The sequence below is a fragment of the Agromyces humatus genome (assembly GCF_021228295.1).
Lineage (GTDB): Bacteria > Actinomycetota > Actinomycetes > Actinomycetales > Microbacteriaceae > Agromyces > Agromyces humatus.
On record NZ_JAJQPD010000007.1, the window covers coordinates 155,593 to 180,100 of the forward strand.

Consider the following 24,508-nt stretch of genomic DNA (forward strand, 5'->3'; position numbering starts at 1 on the left):
CCCGCGCCATCGCCGGCTCTGCGCCGGGCGCACCGACGCGGCGGCGGTAGCGGCCGGCCGCGGGCGCCCGCTCGTAGACTGAACCGCATGAGCGACAACGGCGAGATGCCCGGTTGGACCCACGTGTACTCGGGCAAAGTGCGCGACCTGTACGTGCCCACGAAGCTGCTCGACGACGACGACTCGTGGACGGGCGATCCGCTGCACCTCTCGCCCGTGGTGCTCGTGGTGGCGACCGATCGCGTCAGTGCCTACGACCGGATGCTCGAGCCCGAGATCCCCGGCAAGGGCGCGATGCTCACGCGTCTCACCCACTGGTGGTTCGACCAGTTGCCCGACGTGGCCAACCACCTGGCGTACCCGCTGAACGACCGGCTCGAAGAGCTCGCGCTGCCCGACGTGCCCGAGGCGGTCAGCGACCGCGCGACGCTGTGCCGCACGCTCGACATGTTCCCGATCGAGTGCGTCGTGCGCGGCTACCTCACCGGCGGCGGCTGGAAGGAGTACCAGGAGACGGGCGCCATCGGCGGCATCGCGCTTCCCGAGGGGCTGGCGAACGGCGACCAGCTCCCCGAGCCGCTGTACACGCCCGCGTGGAAGGCGCCCCTGGGCGAGCACGACGAGAACGTGTCGTACGAGCGCACGGTAGAACTCGTGGGCGAGGTCGTGGCGTCGCAGTTGCGCGCGCTGTCGATCGAGATCTTCGAGCGCGCGGCGGCGATCGCCGAGGGGCGCGGCCTGGTCCTCGCCGACACGAAGTTCGAGTTCGGCGCCGACCGCGCCACCGGCATGATCACCCTCGCCGACGAGGTGCTCACCTCCGACTCCTCGCGGTACTGGGATGCCGCGGCGTACGCGACCGCCGCGACCCCCGAGCTGCGCATGGCGAGCTTCGACAAGCAGATCGTGCGCGACTGGCTCGCCAAGAACTGGGACCAGGACGCGTCCGAGACGCCGCCGACGCTGCCGCACGAGATCGTCGAGCAGACCGCCGCGCGCTACCGCGCGCTGCTCGAGCGCCTGACCGCGGCGTAGCGCAGGGAATAGGTTCGCGCAGACCTGAGTTATCATTAGTTGTGATTACAACCAACGAGACCCCGAAGAGCGGACTCCTCGCCGCCGACACCGGCATGGGCGCAGTGACGCTGCGCGTCGGCGACCTCGACGGCATGATCCGCTACTACCGCGACGGCGTGACGCTCGAACTGCTGAGCCACGACGGCCCCGTGGCCGTGCTCGGCCGAGGGACGACCCCACTGGTCATCCTCGAGCACGCCCCCGAGTTGAAGCACGCTTCGCCGAGCAGCGCCGGCCTGTTCCACACCGCCGTGCTGTTCGACTCGGCCGAGGCGCTCGCGACCGCCGTGTACTCGGTGGCGGCGAAGTACCCGGGCCTGTTCACGGGCAGTTCCGACCACCTCGTGAGCGAGGCGTTCTACTTCAACGACCCCGAAGGCAACGGCGTCGAGCTCTACGTCGACCGCGACCGCTCGAAGTGGAGCTGGGTGCACGGACAGGTCGAGATGTCGACCATCTTCCTCGACCCCAACCAGTACCTTCGCGAGCACCTCACCGAGACCGGCGCGTCCGCCGCGGCCACCGGCACCGGACTCGGCGACGCGATCATCGGCCACGTGCACCTCTCGGTGGGCGACGTCGACAGCGCGCGCGAGTTCTACGTGGATCGCCTCGGCTTCGAGCTCACCACGACGTACGGAAGCCAGGCGCTCTTCGTCTCGGCGGGCGGATACCACCACCACATGGCCATGAACACGTGGAACAGCCGCGGCGCCGGCCGCCGTCAGCTCGCACTCGGGCTCGGCAAGGTCGAGATCGTCGTGCCGACCGCCGACGACCTCGGCCAACTGGGCGAGCGGATGTCGCACCACAGCGTTCCGGCTCGCGACGACGGCCGCACCCTGACCTTCGACGACCCGTGGTCGAACCTCGTCGAGGTGCGCGCTGCCGGCTGACGCGATCCCGCGGCGGGGGCGCGCCCGCCATCACCGGGGGGCGGGGCCCTTCGCGTGAGACATGTCGTGAAAGGCTGCGAATTCCTGCCCGGCCACGGGCATCGGCGTCGTGCCGGGACGCGCCCTGAGGCCGTCGAGCACGATCGTGAGCTGCCGACGCCAGAACGGCAGATACTGTCGGCCGTACTGGCCGAGTGACCCCAGCATGTCGACCAGCACGCTGAGATCGACCGCGGTGACGTCGGCACGCAGCGACCCCTCGGCCTGTGCGCGTGCGACGAGCCCGTCGATCGCCGCTTCGAACTCGGCGCCGGGTCGGTGCGAGGGGTCGACCTCGGCGACCCGACGCATCACGGCCGGAAGGAACGGCGAGTCCGCGACCCAGGCGCCGAGGCGCTCGAGGTAGAGCTCGACGGAACGCCATGCGGTCTCGGCGCCGAGAATCTCGGGCGCGAACTCGTGCAGGTCGGCGACGGCCGTGTCGTAGAGCTCCCGCACGAGGGCGTCGCGGCTCGCGAAGTGGCGATACACTGTGCCGGCGCCGACGCCGGCGCGCGCGGCGAGTTCGTCGAGCGGTGCGTCGATGCCGCGTTCGGCGAAGAGGCGTCGCGCTTCGCTGAGCAGGCGTGCATGATTACGTCGTGCGTCGCGACGGGGCGAGGTGGGCGAACTCACGCTTTCACTGTACGCGCGAGATGCGACCCCGGGTCGAGGGGGTCGACGGTCACCTCGTTACGCTGAGCCTTCGTGCCCCGAGGCGGGACGCGCATCGAGCGCGGCGACGAACCATGACGTGATCGTCGATGGGTGCGTGATCGCGGTGCCGACGCAGACGGCCGTCGCACCGGCCTCGATGGCAGCTGCGGCGGCGTCGGGCGTGTGGATGCGGCCCTCAGCGATGATCGGGCGCGTGCAACGTGCGGCGACCTGTGCGACGAGTTCGAGGTCGGGTCCGGGGGTCTTCCGCCGCTCCCCCGTATAGCCGGCGAGGGTGGTGCCGAGCAGATCGGCGCCGGCCTCCTCTGCGGCGATCGCGTCGTCGAGTGATCCGCAGTCGGCCATGACGAGCACGTCGTGCGTTTCGCGCAGTGCCGCGATGGTCCCGGCGAGCGTCAAGCCGTCGGGGCGCGGGCGGCGTGTTCCGTCGAGGGCGACGACATCGGCCCCGGCATCGGCGACGGCCCGCGCGTGTTCGAGCGTGGGGGTGATGAAGACGCCGTCGTCGCCGTCCTTCCACAGCCCGATCACCGGCACGTCGAGATCGACGGCAGCGCGGATGTCGGCCGTGCCCTGCAGCCGGATGGCGACGGCACCGCCGGTCACCGCAGCCCGAGCGACCTGTGCCATCGTGTTCGGGTCGCGCATGGCCTCGCCCGGGTATGCCTGGCAGGAGACGATCAGCCCGCCGCTGATGCGGGCGGTGAACGTGGCCGCGTCGATACTCATGATGCTGATTTCCCGTCCACTCGGTCCCATGCGGCCGCTGCCGCACCGTACAGTTGCGCCGCCCCGCCGAGCTCACCGCGTCGCAGCGGCAGGTCGGTGAGAACATCGATCAGCTCATCGCGGAACGCGCGCTCCATCGGCAGCCACCACTCCTCGCCGATCCCCGTGACACCGCCGGTGACGACGATGCATTCCGGGTCCAGGAGCGTCGCGACCCCGGCGAGCGCACGCCCGACTGCCGCGGCGGACTCCTCGAGCGCGCGTCGCGCGATGGCATCGCCGCTGTCGGCGCGTGCCACGATACGCCGGGCATCCGCGACGGCGGGGTCGCCGCCGAGTGCGAGGTAATGCCGATGCATGCCGATGCCCGAACCGAGCGCCTCGAGGTGCCCCGGTCGCCCGCACGGGCAGCGCAGATGGTCGGCCCCGGCGATCGGCAGGTGGCCGATCTCGCCGGCGACGTGCCGCGCACCCCGAATCACGCGACCGCCGACGATGACGCCGGCGCCGACTCCGGTTCCCACAGCGACGACGACGGCATCCGACGCGCCTCGGGCGGCGCCGTACCGCGCCTCGCCGAGCGCGCATGCGTCGACGTCGTTCTGCACGTGGACGGGAACGGCTCCGACCCCGATGCGCACGAGTTCGTCAGCTACGCGTGCGGCCACCGGCGTGCCCGGCCAGCCGGCGAACGTGTCGGTCGCGGAGATGATCGCTCCGCGTGGCACGTCGACGACGCCAGCGGTGCCGATGCCCGCCGCACGAACCCGCGCCGGCTCGGTACGGCTGAGCAGGGTCGATGCCAGGTCGACGATCGTCGCGATGACCGCCCCGGGGCCGTCCGCGGCGGGCGTCGGTGCCGTGGCGGTGTCGAGGATCGTGTGCTCGGCGTCGACGAGTGCCGCGGCCGTCTTGGTGCCGCCGACGTCGACGGCGACGACGACGTCGACCATCAGGGGGTCGGCGCGCCGACGAGTTCGAGCGAGTCGAGGATGCCGCGGATCCGGGCGACGGCCTGCTCATCGAGCGCCTCGATCGGGTGCGCCATCGTCGCGTGGTCGATGATCCCGCGAGCCTGCATCGCCGTCTTGAAGGCGCCGACCCCGGCGGCATCGGGCGAGCGGCCCGTCGTCTGGAAGACGATCTCGAAGAGGCGGTTCAGACGCTCCTGCTCGGCGCGGGCGGCATCCCAGTCACCTCGGCCCGCGGCATCCCACAACCGGACGTAACCGGCGGCGTCGACGTTCGCCAAGCCCGGCACGACCCCGTCGGCGCCGGCGAGCGCCATCGCGTCGACGACCACCTCGTGGCCGGTGAAGAGGCGCAGCGGCCGCCCGGCTTCGGCGTTGGCTGCGATCAGCCTGCGGAACCCGACGTCGTCGCCGGAGGAGTCCTTGATACCCGCGATGACGCCCTCGAGCGCCAACTCGATGAGCAGGTCGGCGGGCAGCTTCGAGTGCACGCGCACGGGAACGTCATAGGCCCACAACGGCACGTCGATGCCGCGTGCGATGGTGCGGAAGTGCTCGGCCGTCTCGTCACGCGAGTTCAGTGCGTAGAGCGGTGCCGTGACCACGATCGCGTCGACGCCTTCGGCGGTGAGACGCCGCGCGGACTCGATCACCCGCGCCGCCGTCAGCTCGATCGCCCCGGCGATGATCGGCACCCGTCCGGCGTTCGCGCGCACGATGGCCTGCACGACCTCGACACGCTGCTGCTCGGTGAGATAGGCGGTCTCGCCCGTGGAGCCCAGCGCGAACAGGCCGTTCACGCCGTCGGTGACGAGGCGGTCGACGAGGCGCTCGAGCGATGTGACGTCGAGCGAACCGTCGGGCAGGAACGGTGTCGCGACGGGCGGGACGACGCCGGCGAACTGTGCGGGGGCGTTGGTGGTCGGGGACGTGCTCATTGGTGGTACTCCGTGTGGTCGTGGGTCAGGTGGTGATGCGCTTCGGGATCAGGTGGTGAGGTGCGGTTCGAGCAGCGAGGGCGCGGCGCCCAGGAGGGAGCGCGTGTACTCGTCGGTCGGGTCGTCGAACACCTGCTGCGCGGTGCCGAGTTCCACCACGCGCCCCTTGTTCATCACGGCGATCTCGTCGGACAGGTAGCGCACCGTCTGGATGTCGTGCGAGATGAACACCATCCCGAGGCCGAGCTCGTTCTTCAGGTCGGTGAGCAGGTTCAGGATCTGCGCGCGCACCGACACGTCGAGCGCCGATGTCGGCTCGTCGGCGACGATCACCTGCGGGTCGAGCACGAGGGCGCGCGCGATGGCGACGCGCTGCCGCTGCCCGCCCGAGAGCTGGCCGGGAAGTGCGTCGAGCGTGGATGACGGAAGCCCGACCAGTCCGATCAGGTCGCGTACCTTCGCCTCGCGCTGCGCCCGGGTGCCGATGCGGTGGACCTGCATCGGATCGAGCAGCGCGTCGCGAATCGTCATCCGTGCGTTCAGGGCGGTCGCGGGGTCCTGGAACACGACCGAGAGGATGCGGCCGAGCCGGCGGCGCACCGAGGTCGTGAACGACCGCACCGGCTCGCCGCCGAACCGCACCTGACCCGAAGTCGGGCGCTCGAGCCCGACGAGCACCTTCGCGGAGGTCGACTTGCCCGATCCCGACTCGCCGACGATTCCGAGGGTCTGCCCACGGCGCACGACGAGCGAGACGCCGTCCAGCGCGTCGACGTACTGGCGGTTCCGGAAGGTCGAGTTGCGCGCCTTGTAGCGCACGTGCACGTCCTTCAGCTCGATGACGGATTCGCTCATCGTCGTGCCCCGATCGGTTCGACCGGAGCATCGTCGGGATGCCCGGCGTAGTAGTGGTCAGTTCCCTCGATCCGGCGCCGCACCGGAACGACGCCGGTGTTGCGAGCGGGGTCGGATGAGCGCGGTGCGAAGCGATCGCCCGCAGGGAAGTCCCGCGGCGAGGGGACGACGCCGGGTACCTGGTGGAGTCGAGCTGAACCCGATTCGATCGAAAGCACCGCGCCGAGCAGACCTCGGGTGTACTCGTGCACCGGCTGCGTCAGCAGTTCGGTCGTCGTGGCCTGCTCGACGACCTGGCCCGCGTACATCACGGTGATGCGGTGCGCCAGCTCGGCGACGAGCGCGAGGTCGTGCGACACGAAGACCATCGCGAAGCCCAGCTCCTCGCGGAGCCGGTTCAGCAGTTCGATCACCTGTGCCTGCACGGTCACGTCGAGCGCCGTCGTCGGCTCGTCGGCGATCACCAGGCGCGGGTCGCGCGTCAGCGCCATCGCGATCAGCACGCGCTGTCGCTGGCCGCCCGAGAGCTCGTGCGGGTACGACGCCAGCGTGCGCTTCGGGTCGAGGCCGACGAGTTCGAGCAGCTCCTCGGCGCTGCGGGTGCCGCCGCGCGAGGTGAGCTGCTTCAGCTGCGAGCGGATGAGCATCGCCGGGTTGAGCGAGCTGAGGGCGTCCTGGTAGATCATCGCGATGTCGTTGCCGCGCAGCGCGTTGCGCTCCGACGGCATCATCGCGAGCAGGTCCCTGCCGTCGAACATGACGCGGCCGCGGATGTTCGCGCGCGGGTCGAGGAGGCCCATGATCGCGAGCGACGTGATCGACTTGCCGCATCCCGACTCGCCGACCAGCGCCATCGTCTCGCCGGGGCGAACGGTGAAGTTCACGTGGTCGACGACGTCGACGTCGCCGTGGCGGGGGAACGAGATGCAGAGGTCCTGCACCTCGAGGAGGGGCGGTGCGTCCGACGAATACACGAGTCGGTCGTGTCGCTCCTGCTCGCGGTGCCTCAACTGGTCCAGCCGCACGCTCAGCGGCACGATGCTCGTCGTGACGTGCAGCGCGGATGCCTGATCCGCCCGCTCCTCTGAGAGTGCCGACTCGTCGACGACCGACGCCTCGAGCACTTCGAGTTCGTCGATCCCCGCGGCGACCTGCTCGGGCGTCGCGCCGTCGTGCAGCGGCGCCTGCGCAGCCTCGAGGTCGTGGGTGGACTCCTCCGTCGAGGCGGCGTCGGCCGTGAGCTTGCGCGCACGGGGCGAGATCATCGCGTCGGTCATGCCCTCGGAGAGGATGTTCAGGCAGAGCACCGTCAGGAGGATCAGGAGACCGGGGAAGAAGGTCGCCCACCAGTAGCCGCTCATCACGAGGTTCCGGCCGTCGGCGATCACGTTGCCCCACGACGGCTCAGGTGCGGGCACGCCGGCCTGGAGGAACGATAGGGACGCCTCGAGCACGATCGCGTCGGCGACGAGCACCGTGGCGAAGACCAGCACCGGCGCGAGACAGTTGCGAACCACGTGCTTGGTGATGATCCGGGTGGTGGAAGCGCCCATGACGCGCACCGCCGACACGTAGTCCTCGCCGTACTGGTCGAGCACGTTGGCACGCACGACGCGGGTCAGCTGCGGGGTGTAGAGGAAGGCGATCGTCATCACGAGCACCGGCAGCGACTGTCCGAACACGGTGACGAAGACCGCCGCGAGCGCGATGCCGGGGAACGACATGATGACGTCCATCACGCGCATCACGGTTTCGGAGAGCCACTTGGGCGCGGTGGCGGCGATGGTGCCGAAGACGGCCGCGGCCAGGAGGGCGACGAACGTGGCGCCGAGACCGATCGTGAGCGAGTAGCGTGCGCCGTACATGAGGCGCGAGAGGATGTCGCGGCCCTGTCGGTCGGTGCCGAACCAGTGTTCCGGGCTCGGCGGTTGCACGGGCGCTCCGGAGGCCAGCGGATCGTACGGTGCGACGATGGGGGCGAAGATCGCGACCAGCGTCACGAGCACCAGGAAGCCGAGGGCGACCTTCGCACTGAGCGACAGGCCCGCCAGTCGCAGTCCGGGGGTGGAGAGTTTCTCTGTCAGTTTGCGTCGCATGTCACACCGACCTGATGCGCGGGTTGATGAGGACGTACAGGAGGTCGACGATGATGTTGATCACGACGAACGCGAGCGCGACCGTGAGCGTCACCCCTTGCACGAGATTGGGTTCGTTGTTGGTGATCCCCTGGAGGATCAGCGTGCCCATGCCGGGCAAGGCGAAGATGATCTCGATGACCACCGCGCCGCCGAGCAGGTATCCGACGCGCAGGCCGAGCACCGTGACCGGTGTGATCAGCGCGTTGCGGAAGACGTTGCGGGCGATCACCACGGGCCTGGGCACGCCGGCGCCGACGGCCGTGCGCACGTAGTCGCGGTCGAGCTCCTCGACCATCGCGGTGCGAACCACGCGCGAGAGTTGCCCGATCACCGGGACCGCGAGCGAGATCGCGGGAAGGGTCATCCGTGCGAGCCACCCTGCCGGGTCTTCGCTGAACGGCGGGAGTGGGCCCGAAGCGGGGAGCAGGCCGAGCTGGAGGGTGAACAGCTGGATGAGCAGCACGGCGAGCCAGAACGACGGCATGGACAGCGAACCGACCGAGAGGACGCGGATGGCCTGGTCGGGCCACCGGTCGCGGTAGAGCGCCGCCGCCACGCCGAGGATCGTCGCTCCGATGACGGCGATGAACAGGCCCAGGAACGTCAGCTGCAGCGTGACCGGGAATGCGCTCGCTACCGCGTCGCCGACAGGCAGCTGCCTGGCGGTGTACGTGCCGAAGTCGAATCGCACGAGTCCCGCCATGAAGATGACGTAGCGCACGAGCAACGGCTCGTTCAGCCCGTGCTCCTCGCGGTACCTTTCGCGGTCTTCGACCGACGCACCCTCACCGAGCGCGGTGATGGCGGGGTCGACTTGGGAGAAGGACATCACGAAGAAGACGAGGAACGTGATGCCCAGGATCATGAGGGGCAACTGGATGAGTCTGCGCCCGATCAGTCGGAGCGTGTTCGGCACGGTCCGTCCTTCCGGCTCGAAACGGGACCGCTACGGTGCGGTCGGAGGGGAGGACCGGGGCGGGACGTCGTCCCGCCCCGGTCGTGCGTCACTGCGCGACGCCGACGTCCAGGAAGGACAGTCCGGTCGTCGGGACAGGGGCGAAGCCGACCAGCTGGTCCGCGCTCCACGCGGTGGGCAGCTTGCGGTGGAACAGCGGGTACATCGGCACCTGCTCTGAGATGAGGTCGTACGCCTGATTCCAGGACTCCTGCTGCTCGTCACCGGATGCGGCGATCGCGGTGTCGAAGATCTCGGTGAGCTCGGCGAACTCGGGGCTGTCGGCCCAGTTGAACCGGGTGTTCGGCCACACGTTGTCGCCGTACCACCAGCGCATCAGGATGTCGGGGTCGTTGCCGAACACCGACGGGTCGCCGGGGGCGAGCATGACCTGGTAGTCACCGGCGTCGACCTTCGTGTACTGCGCGGGGGTCTGGCCGATGTCGAGGGTCGTGTCGATGCCGATGGCGTCGAGCGACTCCTTGACGAGGGGCGCCACCTCACGGACCCAGCCGGTGTCGGTGGTCAGCAGCGTGATCGACATGTCGCCGACGCCGGCCTCCTCGAGCAGGCTCTTGGCCTTCTCGGGGTCGTACGTGTACACCGTCGACGCCTCGTTGTAATTCGGGTGCGACTCGGGCAGGAACGACGTCGCCGGCTCGGCGTTGCCGAGCATGCCCGTCTCGATGATCTTGTCCATGTCGAGCGCGTAGAAGAACGCCTGGCGCACGCGCGGGTCGTCGAACGGCTCGAGCTTCGTGTTGAACATCATGAACAGGAGGCCGAACGACTGCACCGTCTCGACGTCTGCGGTCGCCTTGAGGGCGTCGACGTCGATGTAGGGAACGTCTTCCATGGCCTGGATCGTGCCCGAGGACATCGCGGTGACACGCGCCGCAGGGTCGCTCAGCAGGTTCCAGTTCATGCCGGCGGCCAGCGCCGGACGGGGACCGTTGTAGTCGTCGTAGCGTTCGAACACGATGGCCTCGTTGGGGGTGGCCGAGATCAGCGAGTACGGACCGCTCCCGACCGGCTGCGCGCCGAAGGCCTCAGCGTCAGCCTCGACGAGTGCCTTCGGAACGATCTTCACGACACCGAGGCGCTCGTTGAAGAGCGCGAACGGGTACTCGGTCGTGATCTGCACGGTGTCCTCGTCGACAGCCTCGACCGTGTCGACGAAGTCGACGAAGCTGGCGAAGAAGCCGCCGGTGTCGGGGTTCATGACCCGCTCGTAGCTGAAGACGACGTCTTCGGAGGTGACTGGGTCGCCGTTCTGGAAGGTCGCGCCTTCGCGAATGTCGATCTCGTAGGTGGTCGCGTCGACCTCCCTCGGCATGTCGGCTGCCAGGGCGGCGTACGGCTCACGGGTGACGGGGTCGAGATCGACCAGCCCCTCGAAGATGTGCCAGTTCGCCGCGAGCGTGACCGCACCCGACGCGAGCATCGGGTCGAAGCTGCCGCCGAGTGAATAGGAGATGCCGGCCTCGATCGTGGCCGACGGGTCGACCTCGCTCGAGGGCGCCGCGGCGTCGTCGTTCTGGGACGCCGGCGTGCACGCGGAGAACGCGACGGTGACGGCGACGGTGCCGGCCAGCGCGGCGGCCCACTTCGCCCGCCCGCGCTTGGGGATTCGGATCATGATTGCTCCATCCAAATGGTATTGGGGAAACGCCTGGTGAGGACATCGGGGGAGATATCGGACATCAGACATCGTATGTGAGTACACTGAAGCTAGTACTCAACGAGTGGAAGGTCAAGCCGGGAATGACGACACGAGACCAGACTGTGACCCAGGTCTTCTCCGCAACCCCCCGTAAGCGGGAGTCGCTGACCGACCAGATCAAGGGTCTGATCCTCGCCGAGGGCCTGCGGCCCGGCGAACTCATGCCCACCGAGGCCGAGATCTGCGCCCGCCTCGAAGTAAGCCGTTCCAGCGTGCGCGAGGCGATGCGCATGCTCGCCGCCCTCGACATCGTCGAAGTCCGACATGGCCACGGCACGTATGTCGGACAGCTCTCGCTCGCGCCGCTCGTCGAGGGCCTCGTCTTCCGCGGGGTCGTCGATCAGGACGACAGCGTTGCGGCGCTGCGCGAGGTCGTCGAGGTGCGCGAGGCACTCGACCTCGCGATGGCCGACCAGATCGCCGCGGCCCTCGAGGGCGTCGACGACCCCGAACTCAGCGGGCTCGTCGCCGCCATGGCCGAGAAGGGCGCCCTGGGCGAACCGTTCGCCGTCGAAGACCTTGCGTTCCACACCCGCCTGCTCGGGTACCTCGACAACACGCTCGTCGGCCAACTCGTCGCCGCGTTCTGGGAGGTCAACACGGTCGTCTACCCCATGCTCGGACTGGCGCCGGCCGACGACCTCGCCGACACGGCCCGCGCCCACGGCGCGATGCTCGACGCCGCCGTCGCGGGCGACGCCGAGCGGTATCGGCGGGCGGTCGTCGAGCACTACCTGCCCCTGCGGCGGGCACTCGAGAAGGCCGGTGCACGGCGCGCGATCGCCGACTGATCCGATGCCCGACGAGCCCTCAGCAGGTCGGGCACCGCACCGTCAGCGGCCGAGCACCTCGCGGAGCGCGCCGAGCGTGAGCAGGTCGTCGTCGACGCCGCCGCCCTCGTGCCCGTTGTACGGCCACACGGTGACCTGCTTCGGCCCCGCGTAGTTGTTGTAGGCCGCGAACACGGTCGATGGCGGGCAGATCGCGTCCATGAGCGCGGCCGTGATCCAGATCGGCGCCTGCGCGCGACGCGCGAAGTTGACGCCGTCGAAGTACGAGAGCGTGTCGAGCACCTGATCGGCGCGGTCGCGGTACCAGGCGAGGTACTCGCCGATCTCGCGGTAGGGCTTCGCGTCGGTGATGACGGTCGCGCGCGGGAAGTCGCAGAGGAACGGCACTCGCGCGATCGCGCCGGCGAGGTCGGGCACCAGCCCCGCCACCGCGAGCGTCAGCCCGCCGCCCTGGCTGATGCCGAAGATCGCGATGCGCCCCGCGTCGACGAGCGGCAGCTCGCGCGCGGCATCCGTCAATCGCACCGCATCGGTGATCAGGCGACGGAAGTAGTACGTGGCCGCGCTCTCGATGCCGCGCGTCATGAAGCCGGGGACCTGCGGACCCGAGCCGACCTCGTCGGGCGTGGCGCCGCGCGAGCCGCTCCACGCCTGCCCTCGGGTGTCGAGTTCGAGGTGCGCGTACCCGGCCGAGGCCCAGAGCAGGTTCTCGACCTCGTCGCCACGGCCGCGGCCGTACCCGTGGAACTGCACGACGGTGGGAAGCGGCGCCGACGTTCCGGCCGGCACGCGCAGCCACGCGCGCACGCGCTGGCCGTTGAATCCCGCGAACGACACGTCGTACACGTCGAGGGTCGTGAGCTGGGTCTCGACGTGCTCGACGGTCACGGCGAGGTCGTGGCTGCGGGCGCCGGCGAGGGTCGTCGACCAGAAGTCGTCGAAGTCGGCGGGTTCGCGGCCGCTTCCGTGATACTCGCGCAGCTCGGCCTCGGGAAGATCGACGTACATGGGGGTGGGACCTCTCGTCTCGGTACCGTCATCAAAGCAGACGGCAGGTCACAGAACGCATCGCGACGTCTCTCGACGACGTCGGCTTCGCCGGGTACCCGACCACCCGGGCGTGACGCGCGTCGGTAGGCTGAACCCGTGACAGAACACGAGGGCGTGGGCGACGGCATCGAGGCGAACACGCGCACGATCGAGGCGTCGGTCGTCACCGACTTCAGCGATCGCATGAGCTACGGCGGGTACCTCGACCTGCCGACGCTGCTCAGCGCGCAGCGCCCGATCTCGCGGCCCGAGCACCACGACGAGCTGCTCTTCATCGTGCAGCACCAGACCACCGAGCTGTGGTTGAAGCTCGTGCTGCACGAGCTCGAGACCGCCCGCGACCTGTTGCGCGACGACCAGCTCGGCCGGGCGCTGAAGTGCATCGCGCGCGTCAAGCACATCCAGAAGACCCTGACCGAGCAGTGGTCGGTGCTCGCGACGCTCACGCCCTCGGAATACGCGCAGTTCCGCGGGGTGCTCGGCAACGCGAGCGGCTTCCAGTCGTACCAGTACCGCGCGGTCGAGTTCGTGCTCGGCAACAAGCACGCGCGCATGCTGTCGGTGTTCGAGTCCGACCCGGCCGCGCACGCCCTGCTCACGCACGAGCTCGAGACGCCGAGCCTCTACGACGAGTTCCTGCGGCTGCTCGCGCGGGCCGGCTACCCGATCCCGCAGGCGGTGCTCGAGCGCGACGTCACGCAGGCGTGGACCTTCCAGGCCGAGCTCGTGCCCGTGTTCGCGTCGATCTACTCCGACACCGACGCGCACTGGGCGGCCTACGAGACGTGCGAGGAGCTCGTCGACCTCGAGGACAACTTCCAGCTCTGGCGCTTCCGCCACCTGAAGACCGTCGAACGCATCATCGGCTCGAAGCCCGGCACCGGCGGGTCGAGCGGTGCGCCGTTCCTCAAGCGCGCACTCGAGCTCACGTTCTTCCCCGAGCTGTACGCCGTGCGCACCGAGATCCCGGGGTGATCGGATGACCCGGCCGGCCCTCGACCTCGGACCGCTCGCCACTCCCGTGCGCCGGTCGCTGAACGGCGACCACCCCGGCGAGACCGGCACGATGCTGCCGCCCCTCATCGACCATCACGTGCACCTCATGATCGTCGGCATCGATGCCCTCGATCATGGCAACCTGGCCGGTGCCGTCGACCTCGGGTCGCCGCTCGACCTCGTGTCGGCAGGCCGACGCCGCGACGGGTTCCCCCGCGTCGACTACGCCGGCAACTTCCTCACGGCACGCGGCGGCTACCCCATGGGGCGGCCCTGGGCGCCGCCCAGCAGTGTGCGCGAACTCGACGCCGAGCGCGGCGACCGTCGCGCCGCCCTGCCCGGAGCCGCCGAGACCGCGGTGCGCGAACAGCAGGCGTTCGGGGCATCCGTCATCAAGGTCGCACTCAACGCCGATGCCGGGCCGGTGTTCGACCGTGCCACGCTCGCGGCCGTCGTGACCGCCGCGCGCGAACTCGACCTGCCGGTCGTCGCACATGTCGAGGGTGAGGGCATGACCGCGCTCGCGGTCGAGGCGGGGGTCGACGCCCTCGCACACACCCCGTTCACCGAGCAGGTCGACGACGCCCTCATCGCGCGCGCCGTCGCTGCAGGGCAGCGGTGGATCTCGACGCTGTTCGTGGCGGGGTACGGAGCGACGACGCCCGAGCGCGAACGCGCCCTCGACAACCTGCGCCGTTTCCGCGAGGCGGGCGGCCGAGTGCTCTACGGCACCGACCTCGGCAACGGCGATCAGCCGCTCGGCGTCAACCCCGCCGAACTCGCACTGCTCGTCGAGGCGGGGCTCGGGGCATCCGATCTCATCGCGGCCCTCACCGATCCCTGGCCGCGCCGATCGCGCGCCGAGGGCATCGCCACCTTCGTGCCCGGCCCGCCGCCGGCCGCCATCGACGACCTGCCCGACTGGCTGGCGACGGCGTGCGTCGTGCCCGCCGAAGACCTGGAGACCCTGTGAGCCTCGACCCGCACCTCGCATTCGCCCGTCGCATGGACCGCGCCGACGGCCTCGCGCACTACCGCAAGCGCTTCGCTGGCGCCGAGACCGACCTCGTCTACTTCGACGGCAACTCGCTCGGCCGACCGCCGCTGTCGGCGATCGAGCGCATGGGCGATTTCATGCGCGACGGGTGGGGCGAGAGGCTCATCCGCGGGTGGGACGAGGCGTGGCTGCAACTGCCCGTCGAGATCGGCGATCGCATCGGGCGCGCGGTGATCGAGGCCAAGGCCGGCCAGACGGTCATCGGCGACTCCACGACCGTGCTGCTCTACAAGCTCGCCCGGGCTGCGGTCGACGCGCAGGTCGCACGCGACCCGCGACGACGTGAGATCGTCGTCGACACCGACAACTTCCCCACCGACCGGTACGTGCTCGACGGCATCGCGAACGAGCGCGGCATGAAGCTGCGTTGGATCGACGTCGACATCTCGACGGGCGTCTCACCCGAGCAGCTCGCCGAGGCCGTCGGTCCCGAGACCGCCCTCGTCGTCGTGTCGCACGTCGCCTACCGTTCGGCGTACCTCGCCGACGCGCCCGAGCTCACCCGCATCGCGCACGACGCGGGTGCGCTCATCCTGTGGGATCTCTGCCACTCAGCGGGTTCGGTACCCGTGCGGGCCGACGCCTGGGGCTTCGACCTCGCCGTCGGATGCACCTACAAGTACCTGAACGGCGGACCGGGTTCGCCCGCCTTCGCCTACGTGCGCGACGACCTGCAGGCGGTGATCACCCAACCCATCCAGGGATGGTTCGGCACGCGCGACATGTTCGCGATGGGGCCCGACTACGAGCCCGAGCCGAGCATCCGCCGGTTCCTCTCGGGCACGTCGCCGATCGTCGGCATGCTGCCGATGGAGGAGACGCTCGCGATGATCGAGGAGGCCGGCATGCCGGCACTGCGCGCCAAGTCGGTTGCGCTGACGTCGTTCGCGATCACGCTCGCCGACGACTGGCTCGGCCCCCTCGGGGTCACGCTCGCCTCCCCCGCCGAGTCCGAGGAGCGTGGCGGGCACGTCACTCTGCACCACCCCGCGATGCGCGAGGTCACGGCACGGCTCTGGCAGCGCGACGTCATCCCCGACTACCGCGACCCCGGCGGGCTTCGCATCGGCCTCTCGCCGCTGTCGACGAGCTTCGAAGAGGTGCACCGCGGGCTCGCGGCCACGCGCGACGTGCTGAAGACGGTGCTGCTGGAGCGCGCCGGGCTGGCGTGAGCCCTGGCCTGCCTGACCCCTGGCCGCGTCAGACGAGCGCAGCGATTCCGGCCAGTTCGTGGTGCAGGTCTGCGGCGAGCGCTGCGGCGTCGAGCGCGTCGGCGTCGCAGTGCACGGCGCACCGCAGAACGCCGTCGTACGAGATCGCGGTCACGCCGAGCCGCACGTTGCCCTGAATCGCGGTCACCGGCCACAGTCGCTCGAGACGGGCACCCGCGAGCGCGAGCGGATGCCTCGGGCCGGGCACGTTCGAGACGAACATGACGATCAGGCGCTGGTGACGGGCGAGCCGCATGAACAGCCGCGCACCGAACCGCGTTCGCGTGAGCTCGAACGTGCCGCGCGACCGTGCGTCCTGCTTGGCCACGCTCGTGAGGCCGGCGACGTGCCGGAGCCGCCGGCCGACGTCCGTCTCGCGCGTGGGCAGATCCACGAGCATCACGCCCACGGCGTTGCCCGAGTCGTCGCGATGCGCGAGTGCGACGGGGACGCTCGTGGAGAGGGCCGCGGGAACGGGCTCGCCGCGGGCGCCGAGCGCCGCCGTCACGGCCGTCGCGACCGCGACGAGGAGGGCGTCGTTCACCGTCGCGCCGACGGTGCGGGCCCCGGCGGCGAGGGCGCCGAGGTCGACCTCGGCGAACCCGATGCCACGTCGGGGAGAGATGCGCCCGAGCAGGATGGTGCGCGGCGCACGCCGCACGAGCATCGTCGCGGTGCGTCGCAGCCCTGATGCGAGCATGCGCACCTGGGCGGTGAACGGCGACCGTCGCGACGAGCTCTGCTCGCGTGTGTTCGTACTCCGGTTCACGGATGCTGCCGACACGGCACTCGCGTTCGATGCATCCGCGGCATCGAAGAGCACCTCGGCGAGGCGGACTGCCCCGTACCCGTCGGCGATGGCGTGGTGGATGCGAAGCACGATTCCCGCACGTGCCGGCGCGACGCCGGGGACGACGATCAGCTCCCAGAGCGGGCGGTCCGGCGGAAGCGGCGTCACGATGAGGCGGGCACAGAGCGACTCGAGCCCGGCGATCCCGGCGACCGGTTCTGCAACGCGCACATGATGCGCGAGGTCGGGCGACACCGGCTCCCAGACGAGCAGCCGGCCGTCATGACGCACCCGCTCACGCAACCGTGTCAGGCGGGGAAGCCGTTCGGCGATCGCCGACCGCAGCGCGTCGAGGTCGACGGAACCGTCGGCAGCCACCGCGCCGCCCGGCGCGAGCACGCCGGCCATCAGGAACGCGTTGACCTGGTCGGGCGCATCGATCGCGATGTTCGCCGCATCCGCGGTCGAGAGCCGTTCGAACCGGACGCCCGCTGCGCTGGTCACGGGAGCATCCTATGTCGCACTCGCGGGCCGCACCCCCACGCCGCCACGCGCCCGATAGAATCGAGGAATCCACCCCCTCACCGGACGGAGAACCGCGGTGCCCACCATCGTCGTCGAAGTGATGCCCAAGGCCGAACTGCTCGATCCCCAGGGCAAGGCCGTCGCCGGCGCCCTCGCCCGCACCGGGCACTCCGGGTTCACCGGCGTGCGCCTCGGCAAGCGGTTCGAACTCACGGTCGACGGGCCGGTCGACGACGCGCTCCGCGCGAGCGTGAAGCAGATCGCCGAAGAGATCCTCTCGAATCAGGTCATCGAAGACGTCGTGGGCATCCACTACGAGGTGAGCAACGTCGAGCTCGCCGAAGAGGCCGTCGAAGCGGCATCCGTCACCGACGCGGGCTTCGGAGCCCCCGCGGGCGAGACCCACTGAGCGGGCGGGCTGACCACATGCGCATCGGCGTCATCACGTTCCCCGGCTCGCTCGACGACCGCGACGCGCAGCGTGCGGTGCGGCTCGCGGGCGGTGAGCCCGTCGCGCTCTGGCACGGCTCGCACGACCTCGAGGGCGTCGACGCCCTCATCCTGCCCGGTGGCTTCAGCTACGGCGACTACCTGCGCTGCGGCGCGATCGCCTCGCTCAGCCCCATCATGACCGAGGTCGTCTCGGCCGCGAACGCAGGCATGCCCGTGCTCGGCATCTGCAACGGCTTCCAGATGCTGACCGAGGCGGGGCTGCTCGAGGGCGGGCTCATCCGCAACGACCACGGCTCGTTCATCTGCCGCGATCAGGTGCTGACCGTCGAGAACACGTCGACCTCGTGGACTGCCGAGTTCGAGGCCGGGCAGCAGGTCACGATCCCGCTGAAGAACGGCGAAGGCGGCTTCATCGCCTCCGACGAGACGCTCGATCGCCTCGAGGGAGAGGGGCGCGTCGTGTTCCGCTACGTCGACGTGAACCCCAACGGATCCCTGCGCGACATCGCCGGCATCTCGAACGAACGCGGCAACGTGGTGGGGCTCATGCCGCACCCCGAGCACGCGGTCGAGCCCGGCTTCGGCCCCGACACCGCCGCCGCGATGCGGTCGGGTGTCGACGGCCTCGGGTTCTTCACGAGCGTGGTTCGCCGATCGCTGGTGGAGGCGTAGCGACTCCGATCGCCTCCGCACAGAGCTTCTCGCGTTCCGCGTAGGACTCCGCGATCGGCGGCAGCTCCGCCTGGGCGCGCCGATCGTCGACCGTCGTCTCGTTCTCGATCGGCGCCCGCGTGCTGCGCGATCGCCCAGGCCGCAGTCGCTGCTTCCCGGCCGACGGCGCATCAGGGATAACCCTCTCGACGCGAGGATTGCTCAGGAGTAGCGTACGGAGCGCCGTGATCGGGGGGTCACCGCCTCGATGCGACGATTGCCGAGCATGAATCGGGGGGATTCATCATGGACGTTCGCAGGGATTTCGCACGCCCGTTGACCGTTCCGGTGCACCACGTCGACGACCTGTGCGTCGTCGCGCCGGCACCGGAACTCAACGACCAGCTCAAGGAGCAGTTCGAGCGGCTGCGCAATCGCGCACCCCAGCTGCTCTCACACCAGCTGATGCGCGGCGGGCCGCCGGAGCACGTCGGACTGAACGACGGCCTCATCTATCCGGGGACGTACTTTCCGACCGGGACGACCGCGGCCGTCGCGCAGCGGGCGGCCCTCGACCGCGCGCCGCTGCGCGGCACCGTTCGTGTCGTCGTCGTGCTCGTCGACTTCTCCGACAAGGTGATGGCTTCGGGGGCCGAGGCTCGATTCGAGGAGCTCTTCTTCTCCTCGGGTCAGTTGACGCATGGCAGCGTCAAGGAGTATTTCACCGATGTGTCCGGCGGCCTCATCTCGCTCGCCGGGGAGGTCGTCGGCCCGTACCGTATGCCGCAGACGCTCGCGACCTACGCCGGCGCCGACAACGGCCTGCAGATGACGCAGCCCAACGCCCGCACACTCGCGAACGATGCGATCTCGGCCGCTGACGCCGACGTCGACTTCGCGCCCTACGACAACGACGGCAACGGGTACGTCGATGCCTTCATCGTCGTGCATGCCGGCCGCGGCGCCGAGGAGTCGGGCAGCTCGGCCGACATCTGGTCGCACAAGTGGGTGACGCCCGCCGAGCGCAACGTCGACGGAGTGAAGATCTTCGCCTACCTGACGATTCCGGAGGACGCGAAGATCGGCGTCTCCGCCCACGAGATCGGTCACCTCGTCTTCGGCTGGCCCGACCTCTACGACACGGATGGCACGTCCGAGGGCATCGGCAACTGGTGCCTCATGGCCGGCGGATCGTGGGGACTCGGCGGAGATCGTCCGACGCATCCGTCTGCCTGGTGCAAGGCGAACCAGGGCTGGATCAGTGTCGTGAGCCAGACCACGAATGCGACGGTCGCCGTCACCGACGTCAAGACCAGCCGCACGGCATACCGGCTCTGGAAGGACGGCACGGGTGGCAACGAGTACTTCCTCGTCGAGAACCGCCAGCAGGACGGCTACGACGCCTCGCTTCCCGGCGAAGGGCTGCTCATCTGGCACATCGACGAGGCCATCGGCAACAACAAGGACGAGACGCACTACAAGGTCGCCCTCGTGCAGGCCGACGCACAACGTCACCTCGAGAACAACGCCAACCGCGGCGACGGGGGCGACCCGTACCCGGGCAGTGCAGCCAACACGGCGTTCTCGTCGTCGACCACACCGAACAGCAAGTCGTACGCGGGTTCCAACACGTGCGTCTCGGTGACGAACATCCCGCCGTCGTCGACGACGATGTCCGTCAATCTCGGGGTGCGATGCCTCACCAAGGCTCCGAAGGAGGCCAAGGACCTGAAGGACATCACCAAGGAGATCCGCAAGGAGATCTTCAAGGAGCGGCCGAAGGAGTTCAAGGACTTCAAGGACCGCAAGGAGGCCCGCAAGGAGTTCAAGGAACGCAAGGAGTTCAAGGAGTTCAAGGAATTCGGCGAGAACAAGCTCATCGACGGGAAGCCCTTCGACAACGCCCCGCCGATGCACGCCCCCGCCGGGTACGCCGGGCCGTCCTTCTCGGAGTACGGCGGTGCCTCCGACGACATCGCAGCCCGGCTCGCATCGCTCGAGGCCGCGGTCCACGCGCTGCTCGCGGCGTTCGGCGCCGAACAGCAGGGGCAGCCGTGGGGAGACCCCGAGTCGGAGGCAGCTCCGTCTGAGCCGTTCATCGGCAGCGAGGAACGGCCGCACCTCGGCCACCAGGTCGGAGGCGCCGACGTGAGTGCGCTTCGCGAGGGGATGGAGGCCGGCGCCGCCGAGGCGAAGCGCGCGTTCGACGCGCTGCCGCCCCAGTAGCGGATCGATCTGATGACACGCCCTTCGGTGCTCGTGCTGGCCCAGCGCGATGACGTGGGGGCGAGGGCCATCGCCTCGCTCCTGCGTCAGCGCGCCGTCTGCGAGGTCACGCTCGCCGACGAGTTCGCATTCTCCCGCGATGCGGTGTTCCACGCCCCCGAGTCGGGGCGCGCAGGCGAGGATGCTTCGGGCGGACTGGCCGCTGCGCATCCCTCGCCGGAAGGTTCCGCGCGTCGCCGATCGGGAGTGGATCCGGAGCGGCCGTACGACGTCATCCTCTGCCGGGCGACGACGTTCCGCTCGAGGAGGTTCAGGCAGCGGACCGATGACGAGTACGCCGCCGCCGAGATGCACGCGTTCGGGCTGAGCTGGCTCTGGAGTCGGCGCGACATCGTCGTCAATCCACCCACGCCCGCCTGCCTCAGCGGCGCCGCACCCGACCTGCTGGGTGTCGCGCGCGCATGCGCCGCGGTCGGCCTGGCGACGCCGGCGGTGCTGCTCGCGACGGACGCTGCACGCGTCGACCGTGCGCGGCTCACCGGTCCGACCCGTCGGCCGTGGGTCGGGGTCGTACCGGGTGACTACGATGCGGCGCCCGTCGATGGCGGGCCTCCGCTCGCGGCACCCGCGCTCTGGATCGAGGAACTCCTCCCCGAACGGCTCCCGGTGCTGGTCTGCCGTGACCGCCTCGTCGACGCGCCGCCGGCCCTCGCCGGCCGTCTTCGCCAGTTGGCCACGTCGATCGGGCTCCCGCTCGCCGAGATCCGGCTCGCCCGGTCGGCGGGGCGGCCGGGCGGCATGGTCGTCGTCGGAATCAGTCCGGTCCCCGCACTGCAGGGCGCCGCGCAGCTGCGCGTCGTGGCGACCGATCTCGAGCTTCGGGCGTCAGCGCACCGGGAACGGGCAGTCGCATGATCGTCGTGGCCGGAAGTCCGACTGAGGGGCCCGTCGAACTCCTCGTGAACGCGGCGGCCGAGCTCGATCTCGACATGCTCGTGCTCGAGGAGGAGCGCGCAGCGGACTGGCAACTCGAGGTGGAGTCGGCCGACGGGGTCATCCGGGCGCACGTCATGCACGAGGGCCGGCCGATGGACCTGTCTGCCGCCACCGGCCTCTACCTGCGCCTCACGTCGCCCGAGGTCGTCGGCGCCCCGACGGATCCGCTCCGCGATGCCCGTCACGTCTCGGCGGTCGGCCTGCTCGCCTCCTGGGCCGACATCGCGCCGCTCAGGGTCGCCAACCGGCCGACGCCGATGAGCAGCAACGGATCCAAGCCCTACCAGGCCGCCGTGATCCGAGCCGCCGGGTTCAACGTGCCCGAGACGATTGTGACGAGCGACCCGTCGGAGGTGCTGGCCTTTCGCCGCCGACACGGGCGGATCGTCTACAAGTCGATCAGCGGCATCCGCTCGATCGTGCACGAGCTCACCGGGCCGAGGACCGATGACCTCGAGCGCGTTCGCGCGCTGCCGACCCAGTTCCAGCGGCTGCTCACCGGCGTGAACGTTCGCGTCCATGTGGTCGGGCGGGACGTGCATGCCTGCGAGGTGGACTCCCGCACGATCGACTACCGCTACTCCGAGGGCGAGCGGGGCGCCGAGATGGTGCCGGCCGATCTGCCCGACGCGGTTCGCGAGCGCTGCATCATGCTCGCGCACCACCTCGACCTTCCGCTCGCGGGCATCGACCTGCTGCGTGACGAGGATGACCTGTGGTGGTGCTTCGAGGTGAACCCGTCGCCGGCCTACAACTGCTTCGAGGAGCCGACCGGCCTGCCGATTGCCCGGTCGCTCGCCACGTGGTTGGCTGGTCGCGATGCCGCGTGACGCGATGCGGCGTGACGCGATGCGGCGTGACGGTGCGAGGGAGGGGGCATGATGGTTCAGCCCATCGAGAACAGGGCAGGCCTCGAGTGCCGCCCGATCGGTCCCCCGGCGCCGGGTCCGGCCCCTGACTGGTCGACCCAGACCGTGCGGGTCGAACGTGTCACCGAGCTGTCGGGGTGGGCGAACCTCCTCGCCGAGGCGGTCGGCCGTGAGTACACGGCCATCGTGCCGCCGCACCTCGCGCCGGCGCTCGCCGCCGAGTCGGTCTGGCACGTCGAGGCTGAACTCGTGGGCCCTCACCGCATTGCGATCACGGGCCTCGCCTCCGACCTCGAAGACGGTCCTGCCGACGAGGAATGAGCACGGCGAGCCTGCGCACTCGAGGCTTGCGAGCGCCCGGTCTCACGCGGAGACCGGGCGCACGCGACATCCGTCGGCCTGCTACGCGGCGGATGCCTCGACGCCGACCTCGGCGCGAAGCCGGGCGCCGAGCTGCTTGTCGACGTTCGTCCAGTACTGGAAGAAGCGCTCGCGGATGGCGTCGACCGTGATCGCGTCGCCCTGGCCGGTGAGGGTCTCCAGGAAGCGCGCCCGGGCCGCGTCGTCGAACACCTCACGGTAGAGGGTGCCGGCTTGGCCGAAGTCGTCGTCCTCGGCGTGCAGCGTCGCGGCGGCACGGGTCAGGGCGCCGTCGGACTCCCAGCCGCCCTCGCCCGCGCGCGCGGGGTCGGCCACCGGGCCGCCGAACGAGTTCGGCGCATAGACCGGCACGTCGGGGTGGTTGAACGTGTGGCGCTGCGCGCCGTCCTGCGAGTAGTTGTGCACGGGCGCGGCGTGGGGGGCGTTCACCGGAAGCTGGTTGTAGTTCGTGCCGACGCGATAGCGCTGTGCGTCAGGGTACGAGAACACCCGTGCCATGAGCATCTTGTCGGGGCTGATGTCGACGCCCGGCACGGTGTTCGCCGGTGAGAACGCCGCCTGCTCGATCTCGGCGAAGAAGTTCTGCGGGTTGCGGTTCAGCGTGTAGTGGCCGACCTTGATGCGCGGGTAGTCCTGCTTCGACCAGGTCTTCGTGAGGTCGAACGGGTTGAAGCGGTAGGTCTTCGCCTCCTCGTAGGGCATGACCTGCACGTACACGTCCCACGTGGGGAACTCGCCACGTTCGATCGCCTCATGCAGGTCGCGGCGATAGTAGTCGGCGTCGGCTCCGGCGATCGCCTCGGCCTCGTCGTTGCTCAGGTAGAGGTCGCCCTGGCGCGAGACGAAGTGGTACTGCACCCAGAACCGCTCGCCCGCGGCGTTGATCCACTGGTAGGTGTGCGAGCCGTAGCCGTTCATCGTGCGCCACGACTTCGGCAGACCGCGGTCGCCCATGAGGTAGGTCACCTGGTGCGCCGACTCGGGCGAGAGCGTCCAGAAGTCCCACTGCATGTCGGCGTCGCGCAGGCCCGATCCGGGCAGGCGCTTCTGCGAGTGGATGAAGTCGGGGAACTTGATCGCGTCGCGGATGAAGAACACCGGGGTGTTGTTGCCGACGATGTCGTAGTTGCCCTCGGTCGTGTAGAACTTCAGCGAGTAGCCGCGCACGTCGCGCCACGTGTCGGGCGAGCCCTGCTCGCCGGCGACCGACGAGAAGCGCAGCAGCATCTCGCTCTTCGCGCCCGGCTGGAACACCGCGGCCTTCGTGTACTGCGAGACATCGTCGGTGACGACGAACTCGCCGAACGCGCCGCCGCCCTTGGCGTGCACGATGCGCTCGGGGATGCGCTCGCGGTTGAACTGCGCGAGCTTCTCGACGAGGTAGCGGTCGTGCAGCACGGTCGCGCCGTCGGGGCCCGCCGTCAGCGAGTGCGCGTCGCTTGCGACGGGTGCTCCGGTCTGGGTGGTCGTGAACTCGGTCATCGATTTCCTCTCGTGGTGGGAATCGGCGCGG

General features: G+C 69.8%; 23 protein-coding genes. 12 read left to right on the top strand and 11 right to left on the bottom strand.

Annotation, left to right across the window (positions count from 1 at the left end):
* Positions 1-87 precede the first annotated feature (87 nt).
* Positions 88-1,035, top strand: coding sequence for a phosphoribosylaminoimidazolesuccinocarboxamide synthase (locus LSF15_RS13275; RefSeq protein WP_232499020.1), 948 nt, complete (start codon positions 88-90; stop codon positions 1,033-1,035).
* A 95-nt stretch (positions 1,036-1,130) separates the two neighbouring features.
* Entirely contained in the window at positions 1,131-1,973 is an 843-nt protein-coding gene (locus LSF15_RS13280) for a VOC family protein (RefSeq protein WP_232499117.1), read from the top strand.
* Between the two features lie 30 nt (positions 1,974-2,003).
* Here LSF15_RS13280 and LSF15_RS13285 read toward each other — a convergent pair whose 3' ends face one another.
* The 8 genes from LSF15_RS13285 to LSF15_RS13320 all read right to left on the bottom strand — a co-directional run bounded on the left by LSF15_RS13285 (position 2,004) and on the right by LSF15_RS13320 (position 10,915).
* A complete protein-coding gene (locus LSF15_RS13285) occupies positions 2,004-2,648 on the bottom strand; it encodes a TetR/AcrR family transcriptional regulator (RefSeq protein ID WP_232499021.1) in 645 nt (214 codons plus the stop codon).
* 57 nt (positions 2,649-2,705) lie between these two features.
* On the bottom strand, positions 2,706-3,419 hold the full coding sequence (locus tag LSF15_RS13290) for an N-acetylmannosamine-6-phosphate 2-epimerase (protein WP_232499022.1): 714 nt from the start codon (positions 3,417-3,419) through the stop codon (positions 2,706-2,708).
* Positions 3,416-4,372: an ROK family protein gene (locus LSF15_RS13295; RefSeq protein WP_232499023.1), complete on the bottom strand. Its 957-nt coding sequence runs from the start codon at positions 4,370-4,372 to the stop codon at positions 3,416-3,418. Before LSF15_RS13295 ends, LSF15_RS13290 begins: the two co-directional genes overlap by 4 nt.
* Positions 4,372-5,328 carry a dihydrodipicolinate synthase family protein gene (locus tag LSF15_RS13300; RefSeq protein ID WP_232499024.1) on the bottom strand — a complete coding sequence of 319 codons (957 nt, stop codon included), beginning with the start codon at positions 5,326-5,328 and terminating at the stop codon, positions 4,372-4,374. The genes LSF15_RS13295 and LSF15_RS13300 overlap by 1 nt, the downstream gene beginning before the upstream one ends.
* A gap of 48 nt (positions 5,329-5,376) precedes the next feature.
* Positions 5,377-6,183 (bottom strand): ABC transporter ATP-binding protein, encoded by an 807-nt coding sequence (locus LSF15_RS13305; protein WP_232499025.1) that lies wholly within the window; start codon positions 6,181-6,183, stop codon positions 5,377-5,379.
* Positions 6,180-8,279 (bottom strand): dipeptide/oligopeptide/nickel ABC transporter permease/ATP-binding protein, encoded by a 2,100-nt coding sequence (locus LSF15_RS13310; protein WP_232499026.1) that lies wholly within the window; start codon positions 8,277-8,279, stop codon positions 6,180-6,182. Before LSF15_RS13310 ends, LSF15_RS13305 begins: the two co-directional genes overlap by 4 nt.
* 1 nt (position 8,280) lies before the next feature.
* Complete coding sequence (locus LSF15_RS13315) at positions 8,281-9,237, bottom strand: ABC transporter permease (RefSeq protein ID WP_232499027.1); 957 nt, start codon at positions 9,235-9,237, stop codon at positions 8,281-8,283.
* Positions 9,238-9,325: 88 nt separating this feature from the next.
* Positions 9,326-10,915 carry an ABC transporter substrate-binding protein gene (locus tag LSF15_RS13320; RefSeq protein ID WP_232499028.1) on the bottom strand — a complete coding sequence of 530 codons (1,590 nt, stop codon included), beginning with the start codon at positions 10,913-10,915 and terminating at the stop codon, positions 9,326-9,328.
* A gap of 77 nt (positions 10,916-10,992) precedes the next feature.
* Here LSF15_RS13320 and LSF15_RS13325 point away from each other — a divergent pair, with 77 nt between their 5' ends.
* Positions 10,993-11,790 (top strand): FadR/GntR family transcriptional regulator, encoded by a 798-nt coding sequence (locus LSF15_RS13325; protein WP_232499029.1) that lies wholly within the window; start codon positions 10,993-10,995, stop codon positions 11,788-11,790.
* 42 nt (positions 11,791-11,832) lie between these two features.
* Here LSF15_RS13325 and LSF15_RS13330 read toward each other — a convergent pair whose 3' ends face one another.
* Positions 11,833-12,798, bottom strand: coding sequence for an acetylxylan esterase (locus LSF15_RS13330; protein WP_232499030.1), 966 nt, complete (start codon positions 12,796-12,798; stop codon positions 11,833-11,835).
* 138 nt (positions 12,799-12,936) lie between these two features.
* Between LSF15_RS13330 and kynA the strand changes: the two genes are divergently transcribed.
* The 3 genes from kynA to LSF15_RS13345 are packed head-to-tail and all read left to right on the top strand — an operon-like array spanning position 12,937 to position 16,065.
* A complete protein-coding gene (gene kynA, locus LSF15_RS13335; RefSeq protein WP_372460004.1) occupies positions 12,937-13,815 on the top strand; it encodes a tryptophan 2,3-dioxygenase in 879 nt (292 codons plus the stop codon).
* A gap of 4 nt (positions 13,816-13,819) precedes the next feature.
* On the top strand, positions 13,820-14,809 hold the full coding sequence (locus LSF15_RS13340; protein ID WP_232499031.1) for an amidohydrolase family protein: 990 nt from the start codon (positions 13,820-13,822) through the stop codon (positions 14,807-14,809).
* 32 nt (positions 14,810-14,841) lie between these two features.
* Positions 14,842-16,065 (top strand): kynureninase, encoded by a 1,224-nt coding sequence (locus LSF15_RS13345; protein ID WP_232499119.1) that lies wholly within the window; start codon positions 14,842-14,844, stop codon positions 16,063-16,065.
* A 28-nt stretch (positions 16,066-16,093) separates the two neighbouring features.
* Here the strand turns inward: LSF15_RS13345 and LSF15_RS13350 are convergent, their stop codons facing one another.
* Entirely contained in the window at positions 16,094-17,398 is a 1,305-nt protein-coding gene (locus tag LSF15_RS13350) for a wax ester/triacylglycerol synthase domain-containing protein (protein ID WP_232499032.1), read from the bottom strand.
* Between the two features lie 97 nt (positions 17,399-17,495).
* Here LSF15_RS13350 and purS point away from each other — a divergent pair, with 97 nt between their 5' ends.
* The 6 genes from purS (at position 17,496) to LSF15_RS13380 (ending at position 22,935) form a co-directional block, all read left to right on the top strand.
* Positions 17,496-17,828: a phosphoribosylformylglycinamidine synthase subunit PurS gene (purS, locus tag LSF15_RS13355; RefSeq protein ID WP_232499033.1), complete on the top strand. Its 333-nt coding sequence runs from the start codon at positions 17,496-17,498 to the stop codon at positions 17,826-17,828.
* Positions 17,829-17,845: 17 nt separating this feature from the next.
* Complete coding sequence (gene purQ / locus LSF15_RS13360) at positions 17,846-18,544, top strand: phosphoribosylformylglycinamidine synthase subunit PurQ (protein ID WP_232499034.1); 699 nt, start codon at positions 17,846-17,848, stop codon at positions 18,542-18,544.
* A 285-nt stretch (positions 18,545-18,829) separates the two neighbouring features.
* Positions 18,830-20,749: a M6 family metalloprotease domain-containing protein gene (locus tag LSF15_RS13365; RefSeq protein WP_232499035.1), complete on the top strand. Its 1,920-nt coding sequence runs from the start codon at positions 18,830-18,832 to the stop codon at positions 20,747-20,749.
* Positions 20,750-20,761: 12 nt separating this feature from the next.
* On the top strand, positions 20,762-21,664 hold the full coding sequence (locus LSF15_RS13370) for a hypothetical protein (RefSeq protein ID WP_232499036.1): 903 nt from the start codon (positions 20,762-20,764) through the stop codon (positions 21,662-21,664).
* A 5-nt stretch (positions 21,665-21,669) separates the two neighbouring features.
* A complete protein-coding gene (locus tag LSF15_RS19080; protein ID WP_232499037.1) occupies positions 21,670-22,575 on the top strand; it encodes an ATP-grasp domain-containing protein in 906 nt (301 codons plus the stop codon).
* A gap of 48 nt (positions 22,576-22,623) precedes the next feature.
* On the top strand, positions 22,624-22,935 hold the full coding sequence (locus tag LSF15_RS13380) for a hypothetical protein (RefSeq protein ID WP_232499038.1): 312 nt from the start codon (positions 22,624-22,626) through the stop codon (positions 22,933-22,935).
* An 81-nt stretch (positions 22,936-23,016) separates the two neighbouring features.
* Here the strand turns inward: LSF15_RS13380 and LSF15_RS13385 are convergent, their stop codons facing one another.
* Positions 23,017-24,477, bottom strand: a complete 1,461-nt coding sequence (locus LSF15_RS13385) for a catalase (protein WP_232499039.1) — start codon at positions 24,475-24,477, stop codon at positions 23,017-23,019.
* Positions 24,478-24,508 lie beyond the last annotated feature (31 nt).

Coding starts and splice junctions, on each gene's coding strand:
- LSF15_RS13320 (WP_232499028.1), bottom strand. CDS start 10,915: ATGATCCGAATCCCCAAGCGCGGGCGGGCGAAGTGGGCCGCCGCGCTG.
- purQ (WP_232499034.1), top strand. CDS start 17,846: ATGCGCATCGGCGTCATCACGTTCCCCGGCTCGCTCGACGACCGCGAC.
- LSF15_RS13295 (WP_232499023.1), bottom strand. CDS start 4,372: ATGGTCGACGTCGTCGTCGCCGTCGACGTCGGCGGCACCAAGACGGCC.
- LSF15_RS13280 (WP_232499117.1), top strand. CDS start 1,131: ATGGGCGCAGTGACGCTGCGCGTCGGCGACCTCGACGGCATGATCCGC.
- LSF15_RS13345 (WP_232499119.1), top strand. CDS start 14,842: ATGGACCGCGCCGACGGCCTCGCGCACTACCGCAAGCGCTTCGCTGGC.
- LSF15_RS13310 (WP_232499026.1), bottom strand. CDS start 8,279: ATGCGACGCAAACTGACAGAGAAACTCTCCACCCCCGGACTGCGACTG.
- LSF15_RS13365 (WP_232499035.1), top strand. CDS start 18,830: ATGGACGTTCGCAGGGATTTCGCACGCCCGTTGACCGTTCCGGTGCAC.
- LSF15_RS13340 (WP_232499031.1), top strand. CDS start 13,820: ATGACCCGGCCGGCCCTCGACCTCGGACCGCTCGCCACTCCCGTGCGC.
- LSF15_RS13300 (WP_232499024.1), bottom strand. CDS start 5,328: ATGAGCACGTCCCCGACCACCAACGCCCCCGCACAGTTCGCCGGCGTC.
- LSF15_RS13385 (WP_232499039.1), bottom strand. CDS start 24,477: ATGACCGAGTTCACGACCACCCAGACCGGAGCACCCGTCGCAAGCGAC.
- LSF15_RS13275 (WP_232499020.1), top strand. CDS start 88: ATGAGCGACAACGGCGAGATGCCCGGTTGGACCCACGTGTACTCGGGC.
- LSF15_RS13380 (WP_232499038.1), top strand. CDS start 22,624: ATGATGGTTCAGCCCATCGAGAACAGGGCAGGCCTCGAGTGCCGCCCG.
- LSF15_RS13330 (WP_232499030.1), bottom strand. CDS start 12,798: ATGTACGTCGATCTTCCCGAGGCCGAGCTGCGCGAGTATCACGGAAGC.
- LSF15_RS13370 (WP_232499036.1), top strand. CDS start 20,762: ATGACACGCCCTTCGGTGCTCGTGCTGGCCCAGCGCGATGACGTGGGG.
- LSF15_RS13290 (WP_232499022.1), bottom strand. CDS start 3,419: ATGAGTATCGACGCGGCCACGTTCACCGCCCGCATCAGCGGCGGGCTG.
- LSF15_RS13305 (WP_232499025.1), bottom strand. CDS start 6,183: ATGAGCGAATCCGTCATCGAGCTGAAGGACGTGCACGTGCGCTACAAG.